Below are 14,461 nucleotides of genomic sequence, written 5' to 3'. Positions count from 1 at the left end.
TTCAACCATCCTTCAGCGCCAGGGCCCGCTGATAAAGCTCATTCTTCGACAGCCCGGTCAGCTCCGAAGCCATTTTGGCGACCTTCTTGACCGGCAACTCCGCCAATAAAACACGAAGCACCCGATCTACATCCATGGCAGCTGCTTCACTGTCACCCGCCTGGGCGACCGCACCACGAATCATAACCACGAATTCGCCGCGGCTTCCGTGGGGGTCTCGCTCCAACTCTGCCAGAACCTCTGCCGCCGAGCCGGAATAGAAGGTTTCGAAGGTCTTGGTAATTTCACGACCAAGGACCATCTCTCGATCGGATCCCAAAACCTCATTGGCATCCCGAACGGATTCCAGGATCCGGTGAGGCGATTCGTAGAAAACGAGGGTCGCCGTCTCGTTACTTAGCGCCTCCAGACTGGCTCTTCGACCCGAACGTTTCGCAGGCAGAAACCCTACATACAGGAACCGGTCCGTTGGCAAACCGGCGGCGCTCAGTGCAGCGACAAGAGCGCAGGGCCCGGGAATCGGACTGACGACGAAACCGGCCGCCCGGGCATCGCGCACCAGGACATAACCGGGATCAGAAATCAGCGGAGTGCCGGCATCAGAGATCAGGGCGACATCACGGCCTGCTTCCAGCTCGGCCAGGAGGCCGGCGGCACGATCTTTCTCATTATGGTCATGCAGCGCGATCAAGCGCTTCTGAATGCCGAGATGGCTCAGCAGCCGACCACTATGCCGGGTATCTTCAGCCGCCACCACATCAACGGCGGCAAGTGTCCGGGTTGCCCTTGGAGACAGATCATCAAGATTGCCAATGGGCGTGGCAACCACATAGAGCGTTCCTGCCGATCCGGCCTTTCCAGCTTCTGACGGCGGGAAATCACTGACCACGTTTTTCAAAGTTTCTGCCTCTCTGTTACGGACTCCGGGACCGTGACAGTTACGTCATGTGAATTACCCCCGGAGCTGTTAAACTTGCCACCGTTAGTCTGGCGCTACAAGCCCAATCATCCGGAGTATGTCGAGCCTGCCATGATAAAGATCTGCATTCATCAACGAGCCCTGGCCAGCGTATTAACCGCCGCACTTCTTTCCGCCGGCTGCGCCAGCGTGAACCTCGAGTCGCATATTGCACAAACGGCCGATCAGGCCCTTGAAATGGCCAGCAAGGAAGACGACGCCCAAACAGCCCAGGCCTATCTTCTTCGGATCGCCAGCCGCTTCCAGGACGAAGACAATCATGTGGCGGCCAGAACGCTACTGCAAAGTCCTCGCCTGGCGCAACCCGCTCCCGGGCTTGGCAATCAGAAACGCCTTCTGTCCATGGCCAGTGCAACCGCCCTGGAGGACGAATCCTGGGCAAAAGAGATTGCCGCGAGCCTGACTCCGTCCGACTTTATTAACTACCCGAGTGACCTGATCTCCCGTGCGGCGAACCTGCAGGCAGACACGTTCGCCCTGGCAGACGACCCGATGTCCGCCGCCCTGACCCTTATTTTGCTGGCCCAGACCGATAGCAGTGCGGACGCCCAGAAAATACATGACCGGGTCTGGTCTCTGCTCGAACAGGTGCCCGACAACGAACTGACGTCCGCATCGGAAGACGCCATCGGCTATGAAGTCCAGGGTTGGCTGGAGCTGGCCGGCCTTATCCGGACACCCGATGCCGGCATTGATGAACAGGGGCGGATCATTCGCGGCTGGCAAAACAACTGGCCCGGCCACCCTGCCGCCCAGGTGCTGCCCTCGAAATTGCAACTGGTCGCAACGCTCGCCGATAGCCGCCCGGAAAAAATCGCCCTGGCTTTGCCACTGCAGGGCCCGCTGGCGACTGCCGGAAAAGCGATTCGGGATGGCTTTCTTGCCGCCTACTATCTTGACGACTCCACCGACCGGGAACAGACAGACATACGCATCTTCGACACCTCGGAAACCCCCTTCAGCGAACTCTATGAACAAATCTCCAAGCAGGATATCGACCTCGTGGTCGGTCCATTGGAAAAGGAAGCGCTTGCCGGTCTTGGCTCGATGAACACCTTACCGGTCCCCGCTCTGGGACTGAATTACCTGCCGTCGGAAAAAGAATCACCAGACGGGCTTTACCAGTTTGGCCTTTCGGCGGAAGACGAGGCCCGGCAGATAGCGGACAGACTTGCAGCCGAGCAACTGAGCCAGGTTCTCGTTCTCATTCCTGAAGGGGAGTGGGGCGATCGCGTCGAATTTGCGCTGCTGAAGCGGATGGCCACCCACGAAGGTGTTGCTCTGGATATCGAACGCTTCTTCCGGGAGGACAATCTCCGCGCCGTAACGGCCGACCTGCTGGGAATTACCGTTTCCCGGGACAGGGCCATCCAGGTTGAACGCACCATTGGTATGAACGTTGAATTCGAGCCAAGGCGCCGGCAGGATGCCGACGCCATTGTCATGGTGGCAGAGCCCACCGTCGCCCGTCAGTTCAAGCCACTGTTTGCGTTCTATTTCGGTGGCGACCTGCCGGTTTACTCTCCCTCCATCATCTACGAGGGCACACCGGCGCCTTCTCGGGATCGGGATCTGAACGGCGTGATTTTCACCGATATTCCCTGGGTTCTGGGTGAAGACAATGAATTGCGCACCAGAGCCACGGAAAATCTGTCCGGCACTCGCGGCCAGCCCGGTCGCCTCTTCGCCATGGGGGCTGACGCCTGGCAATTGAGCAAACGCCTGCCCCTGTTAAGACAGGTTGAAAATGCCTCAATAACCGGGCAGACCGGCGTTCTTACCATGACACCCCAAGGCAGCATCCATCGCGAACAGCTCTGGGCACAGTTCCGCAATGGCGCCCCGGAGCTCATCCCGGAACCGGAGACCAAAGAAAACGAAACACCGCCCGAGGAAGACGCGAGGCGCCTCTCGGAATAACACTGCAGGAGCAAAGCAACCGCCATGGATGGCACCAAACATCTGGGAAATCACTTCGAGGGTGTCGCCGCCCGCTACCTCGCAAGCCGGGGTGTTCAGATACTTGAGCGCAATGTCTACAATCGTGGCGGCGAAATAGATCTCGTGGGCCGGGATGGCGCCACGCTCGTCTTCTTCGAGGTTCGATACCGGGGCGCAGGCAGTCTCGTTGACCCCGCAAGTTCAATCAATTACCCAAAGCAGAAGCGCCTGATTCGAGCCGTGTCATTCTACCTGCACAGACACGGTCTCTGGGATAGCGTCTCGCGAATTGATGTCATTGCCATCAGTCCGGGAACCGTCAAAAAATACCGGGTACAATGGATCAGGAATGCAATTCTGGCAGGATAGTGACCTAGAACATGAACGACACCGAACACCAGATCAACCAGTGGTTTGCAAGCCACATGGAGCATACGGCGCAGGCCGCGAGCACCGCAGGCCCCGCCATTGAGGAGGTCGCCAACGCCTTCGTGAACACCCTGCTCCAGGACGGAAAGATTATTGCCTGCGCAAACGGCAATGCCAACATTTTGGCCCAATACTTCTGTACTGCGCTTCTGAACCGATTCGAACAGGACAGACCCGCTCTACCCGCTATCAACCTCGGGGCCGACGCGACGACCTATTCCGCTATCTGCCGCGATAACCGTTTTAACGACACCTTCTCTCGTCAGGTCAGGGCAATCGGCAAGCCAGGCGACCTGCTCTTTGTGGTTGTTGATGACGGACACAAGGCCAATCTCATCCAGGCTATCCAGGCCGCCCACGACCGGGAAATGAGCGTCGTGGTTCTCAGTGCCCGGGAGAAATCCGACATAACCTCGCTCCTGCACCCCGAAGATCACGAGATTGCGCTGAACAATCTCACCCCGACTGAAGCAACGCCTCTGCTGCTCCTGATTATTAACGCCCTGTGCGGGCTGATTGACGGCAAGATATTCGGAGGATAAAAAAAGCCAGCGTAGGCTGGCTTTTCAGAGGCGGGAAACCAATTATTTGACGACTTTAAGCGTGGGCCGGCCGGCAGGGCGATCTTCCTGACCAGATGAAGACTGCTCGCCTTCGCGCTCACGGGATGTGCCGTCCGGATCCGGGGATCCCGGCTCACTGCCGAAGACCATGCCCTCACCGTTTTCCTTGGCATAAATTGCCATGACCGCCTGCAACGGAATGAACACCTGCATGGGTACGCCACCGAAACGGGCACTGAACTCCAGTGCGCCATTGCCGATAACCAGACCGCGCACGGCACCCGGACTGATGTTCAGCACAATTTGCCCGTTTGCCACATGCTCAGTCGGCACCTGCACACCCTGAATGCCTGCGTCCACCACGATGTAGGGCGTGCAGTCATTGTCCAGAATCCACTCATTGAACGCTCGTACCAGGTACGGGCGGCTGGACGTCATGGTGTTTTTACTCTCAGCCACTGCCACTCTCCTGCTCCGGCCCGCGGAACGTTACCAAATCAGCTGCGAATGTCTTCTTCCAGGTCGGACAGGCTCGCCTTGAACCCCTCTCGACTGAAGATACTCTCCATGTACTTCTGCAGTGGCTTGGCCTGTTTTTCGTTCAACTCGATTCCCAGTGACGGGAGACGCCAGAGAATCGGGGCAATGCAGCAGTCGACAATGGTGAACTCTTCAGAGAGGAAGAAAGGCATCTCACCAAACAGCGGTGCCGTTGCCAACAAACTCTCTTTCAGCTCTTTGCGCGCTGCTTCAGAGGCTTTGGCGTTCGGCTGCGCCAGGATCTGATCCACCAGGCCACACCAGTCTTTCTGAATCCTGTGCATCATGAGACGGCTGTTTGCACGGGCAACCGGGTACACCGGCAACAGCGGCGGATGCGGGAAACGCTCGTCGAGGTACTCCATCATGATATTTGGCTCATAGAGCACCAGATCACGATCCACCAAGGTCGGCAGGGCGTTGTACGGATTCAGGTCGGCCAGTTCAGCCGGCGGATTGTCCGGATCCACATCAACGATATCGACGGTAACACCCTTCTCTGCCAGAACAATACGCACCCTGTGGCTGTAATGGCTGGCCGGATCCGAGAAAAACGTCATTGATGACCGCTTGGTCACAACGCCCATAGAACTACCTCACGAGTAAACAAACCGAAATGATCCTGAAAAAACGCAAAAATCCAGCGGGCCGGTTATTGCCCGCTGGAACTCAGGGGACGGGATTATACCCTATTTCTCAGTGTACGTCCTTCCAGTACTCACGATTGAGCAGGTAGGCGAACACGAAGAAGATGGCCACGAAAATCAGGACAAAAATCCCCAGACGCTCACGCTCAAGTTTGATCGGGTCACCCATGTACGACATGAAATTGGTCAGGTCGTACATGGCCTGGTCAAACTCGGCTCCAGACATGCTGCCTTCGATCGCGTACTCGGGGCAGACGTCGGCGTTGTTGATGTTGCCGCTGAGGGGCTCCACACTGGCTGGCTGGCCAATCTTGGGCTCAACCGCACACAACCCCTGAAGGTCAACCAGAACATGGGGCATGCCCACAGCCGGGAAGACTACGTTATTCACGCCCAACGGACGGGTATCGTCCTGATAAAAGCCACGCAGGTAGGAATATACCCACGCCTCGCCCCTCAGACGGGTTTCAAGCGTCAGGTCGGGCGGAGGTGCACCAAACCAGTCAGCCGCCATGTCCTTATTCATGGAATTCTTCATCAACTCGCCAATTTTGGCGCCGGTGAAGATCAGGTTCTCCTCGTACAATTCAGCCGGAATTTCCAGATCATCCGAAACCCGTTTGTAGCGGGCGAACTCCATGGAATGACAGCCCATGCAGTAGTTGGTGAACAGCGCCGCACCGCGCTGAAGAGACGCCTTGTCAGAGTGATCTGACTCGAAGCTGTCCAGCGGCACAGTTGAGCCCGCCGCCAGCCCGAGAGCTGGCAGGACCGCGATGAAAAGACCAAAAATCAGCTTTCTCATTATCCTGTCACCCTCTCTGGAACTGGCTTTGTTTTCTCCATACGCGTGTAGAACGGCATGAGGATAAAGTAGAGGAAGTACAGCACCGTCAGGATCTGGGCAACCATGGTACGACCTTCCGTAGCAGGCACAAGACCAAGATAACCAAGGATGACGAAGCTCACCGCGAAAATCGCCAGGGCAATCCGGCTCAGCCAGCCCTTGTAGCGCATTGACCGCACCGGGCTCTTATCCAGCCAGGGCAATACAAACAGGATGGCGATCGCTGCGCCCATCACCACAACACCCCAGAACTTCGCGTCCAGACCAAACAGGTCAACAGTCACTGCACGCAACATCGCGTAGAACGGCGTGAAATACCAGACCGGAGCGATGTGATCAGGCGTCTTGAGGGCGTTTGCCGGCTCGAAGTTTGGCTTCTCAATGAACAGACCGCCACCTTCCGGGAAGAAAAACACAACGATAAAGAAGATAAAGAAGAACACCGCCACACCCATAAGGTCATGGACCGTGTAGTACGGGTGGAACGGAATACCGTCTTTCGGAACGCCGTTCTCGTCTTTGTTCTTCTTGATGTCGATCCCGTCCGGGTTGTTTGAGCCCACTTCATGCAGAGCAAGAATGTGCAGGACAACCAGGCCGAGCAGTACAATCGGCAGCGCCACAACGTGGAGCGCAAAGAAACGGTTCAGGGTAATCCCTGAAATCAGATAGTCACCCCGAATCCAAAGGGAAAGATCTTCCCCGATAACCGGAATGGCGCCGAACAGGTTTACGATAACCTGAGCACCCCAGTAGGACATCTGGCCCCAGGGCAGCAGGTAGCCCATGAAGGCTTCGGCCATCAATACCAGGTAGATCAGCATGCCGAAGATCCAGATGAGCTCCCGCGGCTTCTGGTAGGAACCATACATCAGCCCCCGGAACATGTGCAGGTAGACCACGACGAAGAAAGCCGACGCACCTGTGGAGTGCAGATAACGCAACAACCAGCCCCACTCTACATCACGCATGATGTACTCAACGGAGGCAAAAGCACCTTCCGCGGAGGGGTTGTAGCTCATGGTTAACCAGATACCGGTAACCAGCTGGTTAACAAGAACCAGCATGGCCAGGGACCCGAAAAAGTACCACACGTTGAAGTTTTTCGGCGCGTAATACTTGCCCAGATGCTTGTTCCAGGCATCAACAATCGGCAGACGCTCATCTACCCAGTTAATCAGCTTTTGCATTACGCTGCCTCCGGATCAAGACCAATCGTAAGGGTCGCATCGTCGTCAAAGCGATAAGGCGGGACCTCGAGGTTCAGGGGCGCGGGCTGGGCTGAATACACCCGACCAGCCATATCATAGCGTGAACCGTGACAAGGACAGAAAAGGCCGCCCAACCACTCGTCACCCAGATCTGCCGGGGCGATCTCCGGCCGATACGAAGGCACGCAACCCAAATGGGTACAGAGGCCGACATAGACACCGATCTCGGGCTTGATCGCTCGCAGTGGCCCCTCAATATACGGTGGCTGCTGGGGAGCCTCGGAGTCCGGATCTTTCATCCGCTCGGACAATTTTTCAATGTTATCCAACATCTCATCGGTGCGGCGAATAATCCACACCGGCTTGCCTCGCCATTCAACGGTGATCTGCTGACCTGGCTCGATCTTGCTGACATTGACGGTTACCGGTGCACCTGCTGCCTCCGCTTTGGCACTGGGATTCCAGGAACCCAGAAAGGGAACGGCCGCACCGACGACGCCCGCTCCACCTACCACAGACGTAGCACCGATCAGGAACCGGCGCCGGCCTTGGCTAACGTCGCCATTATTCATTATGGTCTTCTCCCATCAGGCGATGCCACCGCCTGCAACACAGCCGACAATGCGCATCAAAAGGACTTCACAACCCAAAAATATAAGCGCCCAAATGGTAATGAAATTACCGGGGCCTTACAAGTCGGAAAGCCGCCACTGGCGCCTCACCCCTGCTCCAGATCAATTTGCCGCCAAATCACCCGGACATAAAAAAACCCGACCGAAAGGGCCGGGTTTTCCAGGATCTGCTCCAGCGAAATTAACGCTTGGAGTACTGAGGACGCTTACGCGCCTTGCGCAGACCCACTTTCTTACGCTCAACTTCGCGTGCGTCACGGGTGACGTAACCCGCTTTACGCAGCGCAGGGCGCAGAGTTTCATCGTAATCCATCAGCGCGCGGGTCAGACCGTGGCGAATTGCGCCGGCCTGGCCACTGATACCACCACCTTTCACGGTGATATTGATATCGAAACGATCGGTGGATTCGGCAACAACCAGAGGCTGACGAACGATCATACGCAGAGTCTCACGACCGAAAAAATCTTCGATTGAGCGACCGTTGATAGAAATGTTACCGCTTCCCGGCTTGATAAAAACCCGAGCCGTGGATGTCTTGCGGCGACCAGTACCGTAATTTTGTGCTACAGACATATCCGCCTTCCGTTAAATGTCGAGTTCTTTGGGCTGCTGGGCTGCGTGGGGATGCTCAGCGCCGGCATAGATTTTCAGCTTCTTGAACATGGCGCGACCGAGCGGCCCCTTCGGAAGCATGCCTTTGACAGACTTCTGGATAACTTGCTCGGGCGCCTTGTCGACCAGCTTCTCGAAGTTGATGGATTTGATGCCACCAGGAAAGCCGGTATGACTGTAGTACATCTTGTCAGATGCTTTCTTGCCGGTAACCCGCACCTGGCTCGCGTTGATCACAACAATGTAATCGCCAGTGTCTACATGAGGGGTATACTCAGGCTTATGCTTGCCCCGCAGACGACGGGCGATTTCGGTTGACAGACGACCCAGCGTCTTGCCGGCTGCGTCTACAACGTACCAGTCACGTTTTACTGTTTCTGGTTTCGCACTCAGAGTCTTCATTGATTCCGCCTTGAACGCTATATAAGAAACGTTAAAAACCGCCACCGGTAAATGCAAGGCATCCGGAGGAGGTTCCATACCTGTTGTTGCGCTGCCATCATTCGGGGCTGAGATAATGACATCGCCTTGAAAAGCCAGGGCGCGAAGTATACTCGAACCTCCCGGGAAAGCCAACCCTGCGTGAGCTTGTTTCGTTATTCCCCTATATCAGCAGCGGACCAACCATATAATCGGGACACATTGTCCAGAAGTACCGGCGCCAGTTGCTCGGGCGTTCCACCGCGGATTTCCGCAAGCGCGTCCAGAATGTCAGGCAGGAACCGTGGCGAGTTCTGCCCTTTCGACACCCCTTCCGGCGCCATATCCGGGGCATCCGTCTCAAGCACAAGCGCTTCCAGCGGCAACCTTGCAATCGCATCACGGGTCTTGTTGGCCCTGGCATGGGTAACCACACCACCCACTCCGATAAAGCAACCCAGATCAACCAGCTTTCTGGCCTGCTGAAAACTTCCGCTGAATCCGTGAATCAGGGCCCGACCATGCCACTGGCGACGGTTAAGCAGACTGTGTACCTCATCGTGTGTCTTCACCGAGTGGATCACCAGCGGCATTCCCAGCTCGCAGGCCAGATCCACTTGCGCTTCAAACCAGGGCCACTGTTGATCAAGATTGCCCCGGAGCCGGTCGAGCCCACACTCGCCAATCGCTACACAGCGGTCCGGCTTGCTCTCCAGCAACCTCCGGAGCTCAGCAAGGTCCTCGTCGGAATGCTCATCCACAAACCAGGGATGAACGCCGAGGCAATAAGACAGACCGTCATAATTCAGCGCGATCTGTCGGACCCTGCCCCAGTCAGACCGACGCACGCCGGGTATTACGAGCCCCGCGAGCCCGCGGGTGCGCCCCTGCTCAAGCTCAGTCTCGCGACGACCCTCAAATTGTGGAAAATCAAAATGACAATGGGCGTCGATGAGTCGCACAGTTGCCTCCGCCCGGCGCCGTCAATGCTCCCGGGTCTTGTGGAACTGGATGTCAGGATACCGCTCCTGAGCCAGATTCAGGTTTACCATGGTCGGCGCAATGTAAGCGAGCCGGTCACTGCCGTCGAGTGCCAGATTGTCATTGTTCTTGCGCTGGAACTCGTCAAGCTTGCGCTCATCGCTGCAGGTCACCCAGCGCGCCGTAGCCACATTGATCGGCTCGTAGATCGCCTCAACCTTGTACTCACTTTTCAGCCGACTGACCACCACATCGAACTGAAGAACGCCTACGGCGCCAACAATGAGATCATTATTGCGCAAAGGCCTGAACACCTGAACAGCACCCTCCTCTGACAGCTGGATCAGACCTTTCTGGAGCTGTTTGGCCTTGAGCGGGTCCTTCAGACGGATCCGGCGGAACAGCTCAGGGGCAAAGTTTGGAATCCCCGTAAATTTCATGTCTTCACCGGCGGTGAAGGTATCCCCCAACTGAATGGTGCCGTGATTGTGCAGGCCGATAATATCGCCGGCAAAGGCCTGCTCGGCATGTTCCCGGTCGCCAGCCATGAAGGTCAGGGCATCAGAGAAGCGGACTTCCTTCCCGATACGCACATGACGGGCTTTCATGCCCTGGTTGTAGCTACCGGAGACAATACGGAGGAACGCGACACGGTCGCGGTGCTGTGGATCCATATTCGCCTGAATCTTGAATACGAAGCCCGAGAATCCATCCTCCGCAGGCTGCACGAGTCTCTGGTCGGTTTCCCGGGGCTGCGGCTCTGGCGCCCACTCCACCAGACCGTCCAGCATGTGGTCTACCCCGAAGTTGCCGAGGGCTGTACCAAAGAAAACCGGGGTGAGTTCGCCGGCAAGGAAGGCGTCCTGATCAAACTCGTGGGACGCGCCCTTGACCAACTCAATTTCATCACGCAGATCGTCGGCGTAGGCGCCAATGGCCTGTTCCAGTTCTGGATTGTCCAGCCCCGAGATAACCCGTTTCTCCTGGATCATATGGCCCTGACCGGACTGATAAAGGATGACTTCATCCCGAAGCAGGTGGTAGACGCCCTTGAAACTTTTACCCATGCCGATAGGCCAGGTAATTGGCGCACAGGCAATTTTCAGTACGTCCTCAACCTCGTCCATCAGTTCGACCGGATCGCGGGTATCCCGGTCCAGCTTGTTCATGAACGTCAGGATAGGGGTATCCCGCAAGCGGGTAACCTCCATCAGCTTGATGGTCCGCTCCTCTACACCCTTGGCACTGTCGATCACCATCAGGCAGGAGTCCACAGCGGTCAGGGTTCGGTAGGTATCTTCCGAGAAGTCTTCGTGGCCCGGGGTATCAAGCAGATTCACCAGTTTGCCCCCGTAGGGAAACTGCATAACCGAGGTGGTTACCGAAATACCCCGCTCTTTTTCCATTTCCATCCAATCAGATTTCGCGTGCTGGCCGGACTTCTTCCCCTTTACCGTGCCCGCCTTCTGGATGGCCTGCCCGAACAACAGAACCTTTTCGGTAATGGTGGTCTTACCGGCGTCCGGGTGCGAGATAATGGCAAAGGTGCGGCGCTTGGCCACTTCCTGGGAAAGGTTAGACATAATCGAAAAGCAACCTGAATCTGATGTTCTGGAAAAGGCGGCCATTATAGGGCCTATACCACTTTGACGCGAACTACCCCGGCAAGGATCATTGGCTGAGCCCGAGCACCATCACCCGGGCATCCTCCCGGCCATTGGCATCCGGATAATATCCGGGGCGCTGACCGATTTCCTGGAAGCCCTCGTTTTCGTAAAGGGTTATGGCAGCATCATTGCTTGCCCTGACCTCAAGCAAAAGCTGAGACATGCCCTCGTGCGCCGCCGTTGCCAGCACATGCCTCAGAAGATGGCGCCCTACCCCTTCACCGCGAGCACTCGGGTGCACGCAGATGTTCAACAGGTGCGCTTCATCGACCATGTAAGCAACCACAGCGTAGCCCACCAGCAATCCACCGTGGCACGCGGCCCAAAGGCGATAACTGTCCTTGAAACAATCAAGAAACACCGATTCGCTCCAGGGGTGGGAATAACCCTGGCGCTCAATATCGAGCACAGCCGGAACGTCCTCGGGTGCCAGTGGCCGCAGCAGCAGATCCGCCTCGAGGACTTTTTGGTAGGTTTCCGGATAGCACATTAACGGGTGACCAGAGGCCGTATTTGTTGCCAGAGGACCCGTTTCAGTGTCGGGTTACCGGCAATCTCCGCGAGGGTGTGCGGAAACCGGAGTGTTGCGTCACGACCAAGCGCTTCCTCCAGCCAGCTCTGCCCTGAATCTCCGCCGCCCTGCAGGACAACAACCTGCTGACGCTCCAGACCGGACAGAACACTGCGCATAACCTCAGCAAAGTCATGACCGGAATTGCCGGGAACCAGCAGATTATTGAAGATGGGCCAGGACACATGCCCCAGAAGCCGAGGCCGGGCTTCGCCCATGCTCTTCAGAATATTCAGCGCGAGGGTTTCCTGCAGCCGATTGCTGGCATCTTCAGACATCGCACCAATCAGCGCTACACCACTACCCGCCCAGATCATCAGATTAACGCTTTCTGAGGGGCTCATGGTCGACGGCGTCGACATCGCTTTCTGTGGCTCTGATTCCGGGGGCTCCGGAACAGCCTCGGCTGAGGAACGCGATTCCACTGGCCGCCGGGAGGCTTTTCCCGAAGCACCGGCTTCCGCTCCCATCAAGGCCTGCAGATCCGCTATTCGGGCAACCCCTTCCGTTCGATCCAACCCTGTCGGTTTACCCGGAGCCGAGCGACCTGAATCTCTTGCCGGGCGGGGTACAGGCTCGGAAATTCCAGAGATTGCCTCCGGAGCGGACGTCTCCTCAGGAAACTGAAACTCTGGACTGGGCGCCGCACCCGGCAGCGGTTGCCGGGCATACCACATCCGTATCCCCGCCGCCCCCAGATAAAACTGACGCTCTGCTTCCGATCCGATCATTAACTTCGCCCGTCGGGATTAGCCGAATTTACAGTCTCACACATCCGCAACCTGGGGATGCTGTCGAATTCCACCCTTACTGATCAGGTTCAGGGCCTCTATGTACGCCTTGGCGGAAGCGATGATGATATCAGTATCGGCACCCACGCCGTTAACGATCCGCCCGCCGCGTTCCAGACGGACAGTCACCTCACCCTGGGCATCGGTGCCGCTGGTAATATTGTTCACTGAATACAACTGGAGGTTGCAGCCCGAATCCACCAGGGATTCGATCGCCTTGAACGTGGCATCGACCGGCCCGCTGCCTTCTGCCTCAACCTTGTGTTCTTTGCCGTCTACCGTCAGGGTCAGATTGGCCTTTGGCACGACTCCGGTCTCGGAGCATACCTGCATACAGACCAGACCGTACCGGCCATCTTCCTCTTTCTGACGGGTATCGCTGGCGATGGCCTGCAGATCTTCGTCGAAGATTTCATGCTTAAGATCTGCGAGCGCCTTGAACCTTGTGAACGCTTCGTTCAGCTCCGTTTCGGTCTCAAACTGAATCCCGAGCTCCAGTAAACGGGTACGGAATGCGTTACGGCCGGAATGCTTGCCCAGCACCAGGCTATTGGTGTGCCAACCCACATCCTGCGCCCGCATGATCTCGTAGGTTTCCCGATGCTTCAGGACCCCATCCTGATGAATCCCCGACTCATGGGCAAAGGCATTGGCGCCAACGATGGCCTTGTTGGGCTGGACAGGAAACCCGGTGATGGTGGACACCAGGCGCGACGCAGGCACGATGTGCTGGGTATCAATGCGGGTGTCTATGTGGAACAGATCCTGGCGGGTGCGAACCGCCATTACGATTTCCTCTAGCGCGGCATTACCTGCACGCTCCCCCAACCCATTAATGGTGCACTCCACCTGACGAGCGCCCTGAGAGACTGCCGCCAGAGAGTTGGAGACAGCCAGGCCCAGATCGTTGTGGCAATGCACCGAAAAAATAGCTTTATCGGCGTTTGGAATCCGGTTCAAAAGCTGACGGATGGTCTCTCCGAACTGCTCCGGAATCGCGTAGCCCACCGTATCCGGAATGTTGATCGTACTGGCGCCTGCATCAATTGCCGCTTCGATGATCCGGCACAGGAAGTCCAGTTCCGAGCGTCCCGCGTCTTCGCACGAAAACTCAACGTCATCGACATGGCTTCGGGCGCGCTTGACCGAGCGAACCGCCTGCTCGACCACTTCATCGGGCTGCATCTGCAGCTTGTGCTTCATGTGAATAGGCGATGTGGCGATAAAGGTATGGATCCGCCCGCGCTGTGCCGGCCGGATGGCCTCTGCTGCCCGATCAATATCCTTGTCCAGCGCCCGCGCCAGACTGCAGATCGTTGAGTCCTTGATCGACTCCGCGATCGCTTTCACTGCTTCGAAATCACCCTGGCTGGCAATCGCGAAACCCGCTTCAATAACGTCGACCCGAAGCTTTTCAAGAGCTTTGGCAATGCGGAGCTTCTCCGCTTTGTTCATGGTGGCACCGGGGCTTTGCTCACCATCACGGAGCGTTGTATCGAAGATAACCAGGTGATCAGTGGCAGGCATTGGCAGGCTCCATTCTGAGAGTTCGTTCGTTATGGAAAGAGTATATCACCGGGTTGAGGTGAGTGAGGGCCTGAGTTTCAGGCAATAAAAAACCCCAGCATC

16 protein-coding genes are annotated in these 14,461 nt (G+C 56.9%); 3 read left to right on the top strand and 13 right to left on the bottom strand.

Annotated features, from left to right (window positions below; translation table 11 throughout):
- Position 1: 1 nt before the first annotated feature.
- Complete coding sequence (gene rsmI, locus ACESMK_RS16175) at positions 2–898, bottom strand: 16S rRNA (cytidine(1402)-2'-O)-methyltransferase (RefSeq protein ID WP_373001010.1); 897 nt, start codon at positions 896–898, stop codon at positions 2–4.
- Positions 899–973: 75 nt separating this feature from the next.
- Between rsmI and ACESMK_RS16170 the strand changes: the two genes are divergently transcribed.
- From ACESMK_RS16170 to ACESMK_RS16160, 3 genes are read left to right on the top strand one after another with little or no spacing between them, the layout of a single operon-like run.
- Positions 974–2,899 (top strand): penicillin-binding protein activator, encoded by a 1,926-nt coding sequence (locus tag ACESMK_RS16170; protein ID WP_373001008.1) that lies wholly within the window; start codon positions 974–976, stop codon positions 2,897–2,899.
- A gap of 24 nt (positions 2,900–2,923) precedes the next feature.
- On the top strand, positions 2,924–3,289 hold the full coding sequence (locus tag ACESMK_RS16165; RefSeq protein WP_373001006.1) for a YraN family protein: 366 nt from the start codon (positions 2,924–2,926) through the stop codon (positions 3,287–3,289).
- Between the two features lie 11 nt (positions 3,290–3,300).
- Positions 3,301–3,891: an SIS domain-containing protein gene (locus ACESMK_RS16160; RefSeq protein WP_373001004.1), complete on the top strand. Its 591-nt coding sequence runs from the start codon at positions 3,301–3,303 to the stop codon at positions 3,889–3,891.
- A gap of 42 nt (positions 3,892–3,933) precedes the next feature.
- On the opposite strand, the gene ACESMK_RS16155 is transcribed toward ACESMK_RS16160, so the two are convergent.
- From ACESMK_RS16155 to ACESMK_RS16100, 12 genes are all read right to left on the bottom strand, one after another.
- Complete coding sequence (locus tag ACESMK_RS16155) at positions 3,934–4,350, bottom strand: ClpXP protease specificity-enhancing factor (RefSeq protein WP_373001149.1); 417 nt, start codon at positions 4,348–4,350, stop codon at positions 3,934–3,936.
- Positions 4,351–4,409: 59 nt separating this feature from the next.
- Positions 4,410–5,039 (bottom strand): glutathione S-transferase N-terminal domain-containing protein, encoded by a 630-nt coding sequence (locus tag ACESMK_RS16150; protein WP_373001002.1) that lies wholly within the window; start codon positions 5,037–5,039, stop codon positions 4,410–4,412.
- A gap of 109 nt (positions 5,040–5,148) precedes the next feature.
- Positions 5,149–5,904 (bottom strand): cytochrome c1, encoded by a 756-nt coding sequence (locus tag ACESMK_RS16145; protein ID WP_373001000.1) that lies wholly within the window; start codon positions 5,902–5,904, stop codon positions 5,149–5,151.
- Positions 5,904–7,136 carry a cytochrome b gene (locus tag ACESMK_RS16140; protein WP_373000998.1) on the bottom strand — a complete coding sequence of 411 codons (1,233 nt, stop codon included), beginning with the start codon at positions 7,134–7,136 and terminating at the stop codon, positions 5,904–5,906. The genes ACESMK_RS16145 and ACESMK_RS16140 overlap by 1 nt, the downstream gene beginning before the upstream one ends.
- Positions 7,136–7,729 carry a ubiquinol-cytochrome c reductase iron-sulfur subunit gene (gene petA / locus ACESMK_RS16135; RefSeq protein WP_373000996.1) on the bottom strand — a complete coding sequence of 198 codons (594 nt, stop codon included), beginning with the start codon at positions 7,727–7,729 and terminating at the stop codon, positions 7,136–7,138. The genes ACESMK_RS16140 and petA overlap by 1 nt, the downstream gene beginning before the upstream one ends.
- Positions 7,730–7,970: 241 nt before the next feature.
- On the bottom strand, positions 7,971–8,363 hold the full coding sequence (gene rpsI / locus ACESMK_RS16130; RefSeq protein ID WP_064226992.1) for a 30S ribosomal protein S9: 393 nt from the start codon (positions 8,361–8,363) through the stop codon (positions 7,971–7,973).
- 12 nt (positions 8,364–8,375) lie between these two features.
- Positions 8,376–8,804: a 50S ribosomal protein L13 gene (gene rplM / locus ACESMK_RS16125; RefSeq protein WP_373000994.1), complete on the bottom strand. Its 429-nt coding sequence runs from the start codon at positions 8,802–8,804 to the stop codon at positions 8,376–8,378.
- 194 nt (positions 8,805–8,998) lie between these two features.
- On the bottom strand, positions 8,999–9,784 hold the full coding sequence (locus ACESMK_RS16120) for a TatD family hydrolase (RefSeq protein ID WP_373000992.1): 786 nt from the start codon (positions 9,782–9,784) through the stop codon (positions 8,999–9,001).
- Positions 9,785–9,805: 21 nt separating this feature from the next.
- Entirely contained in the window at positions 9,806–11,386 is a 1,581-nt protein-coding gene (gene prfC, locus ACESMK_RS16115) for a peptide chain release factor 3 (protein ID WP_373000990.1), read from the bottom strand.
- Positions 11,387–11,474: 88 nt separating this feature from the next.
- Complete coding sequence (rimI, locus tag ACESMK_RS16110; RefSeq protein WP_373000988.1) at positions 11,475–11,960, bottom strand: ribosomal protein S18-alanine N-acetyltransferase; 486 nt, start codon at positions 11,958–11,960, stop codon at positions 11,475–11,477.
- Positions 11,960–12,772, bottom strand: coding sequence for a 2-isopropylmalate synthase (locus tag ACESMK_RS16105; RefSeq protein WP_373000986.1), 813 nt, complete (start codon positions 12,770–12,772; stop codon positions 11,960–11,962). Before ACESMK_RS16105 ends, rimI begins: the two co-directional genes overlap by 1 nt.
- A gap of 36 nt (positions 12,773–12,808) precedes the next feature.
- Entirely contained in the window at positions 12,809–14,359 is a 1,551-nt protein-coding gene (locus tag ACESMK_RS16100; RefSeq protein ID WP_373000984.1) for a 2-isopropylmalate synthase, read from the bottom strand.
- Positions 14,360–14,461: the final 102 nt, after the last annotated feature.

It is taken from the genome of Marinobacter sp. (assembly GCF_041687235.1).
In the GTDB taxonomy this organism is placed as follows: Bacteria; Pseudomonadota; Gammaproteobacteria; order Pseudomonadales; family Oleiphilaceae; genus Marinobacter.
The sequence above is the reverse complement of the archived record's forward strand: the minus strand, read 5'-3'. Positions and strand labels throughout refer to the sequence as shown.

Coding starts and splice junctions, on each gene's coding strand:
- ACESMK_RS16165 (WP_373001006.1), top strand. CDS start 2,924: ATGGATGGCACCAAACATCTGGGAAATCACTTCGAGGGTGTCGCCGCC.
- ACESMK_RS16160 (WP_373001004.1), top strand. CDS start 3,301: ATGAACGACACCGAACACCAGATCAACCAGTGGTTTGCAAGCCACATG.
- ACESMK_RS16155 (WP_373001149.1), bottom strand. CDS start 4,350: ATGACGTCCAGCCGCCCGTACCTGGTACGAGCGTTCAATGAGTGGATT.
- ACESMK_RS16150 (WP_373001002.1), bottom strand. CDS start 5,039: ATGGGCGTTGTGACCAAGCGGTCATCAATGACGTTTTTCTCGGATCCG.
- ACESMK_RS16145 (WP_373001000.1), bottom strand. CDS start 5,904: ATGAGAAAGCTGATTTTTGGTCTTTTCATCGCGGTCCTGCCAGCTCTC.
- ACESMK_RS16140 (WP_373000998.1), bottom strand. CDS start 7,136: ATGCAAAAGCTGATTAACTGGGTAGATGAGCGTCTGCCGATTGTTGAT.
- petA (WP_373000996.1), bottom strand. CDS start 7,729: ATGAATAATGGCGACGTTAGCCAAGGCCGGCGCCGGTTCCTGATCGGT.
- rpsI (WP_064226992.1), bottom strand. CDS start 8,363: ATGTCTGTAGCACAAAATTACGGTACTGGTCGCCGCAAGACATCCACG.
- rplM (WP_373000994.1), bottom strand. CDS start 8,804: ATGAAGACTCTGAGTGCGAAACCAGAAACAGTAAAACGTGACTGGTAC.
- prfC (WP_373000990.1), bottom strand. CDS start 11,386: ATGTCTAACCTTTCCCAGGAAGTGGCCAAGCGCCGCACCTTTGCCATT.
- rimI (WP_373000988.1), bottom strand. CDS start 11,960: ATGTGCTATCCGGAAACCTACCAAAAAGTCCTCGAGGCGGATCTGCTG.
- ACESMK_RS16105 (WP_373000986.1), bottom strand. CDS start 12,772: ATGATCGGATCGGAAGCAGAGCGTCAGTTTTATCTGGGGGCGGCGGGG.
- ACESMK_RS16100 (WP_373000984.1), bottom strand. CDS start 14,359: ATGCCTGCCACTGATCACCTGGTTATCTTCGATACAACGCTCCGTGAT.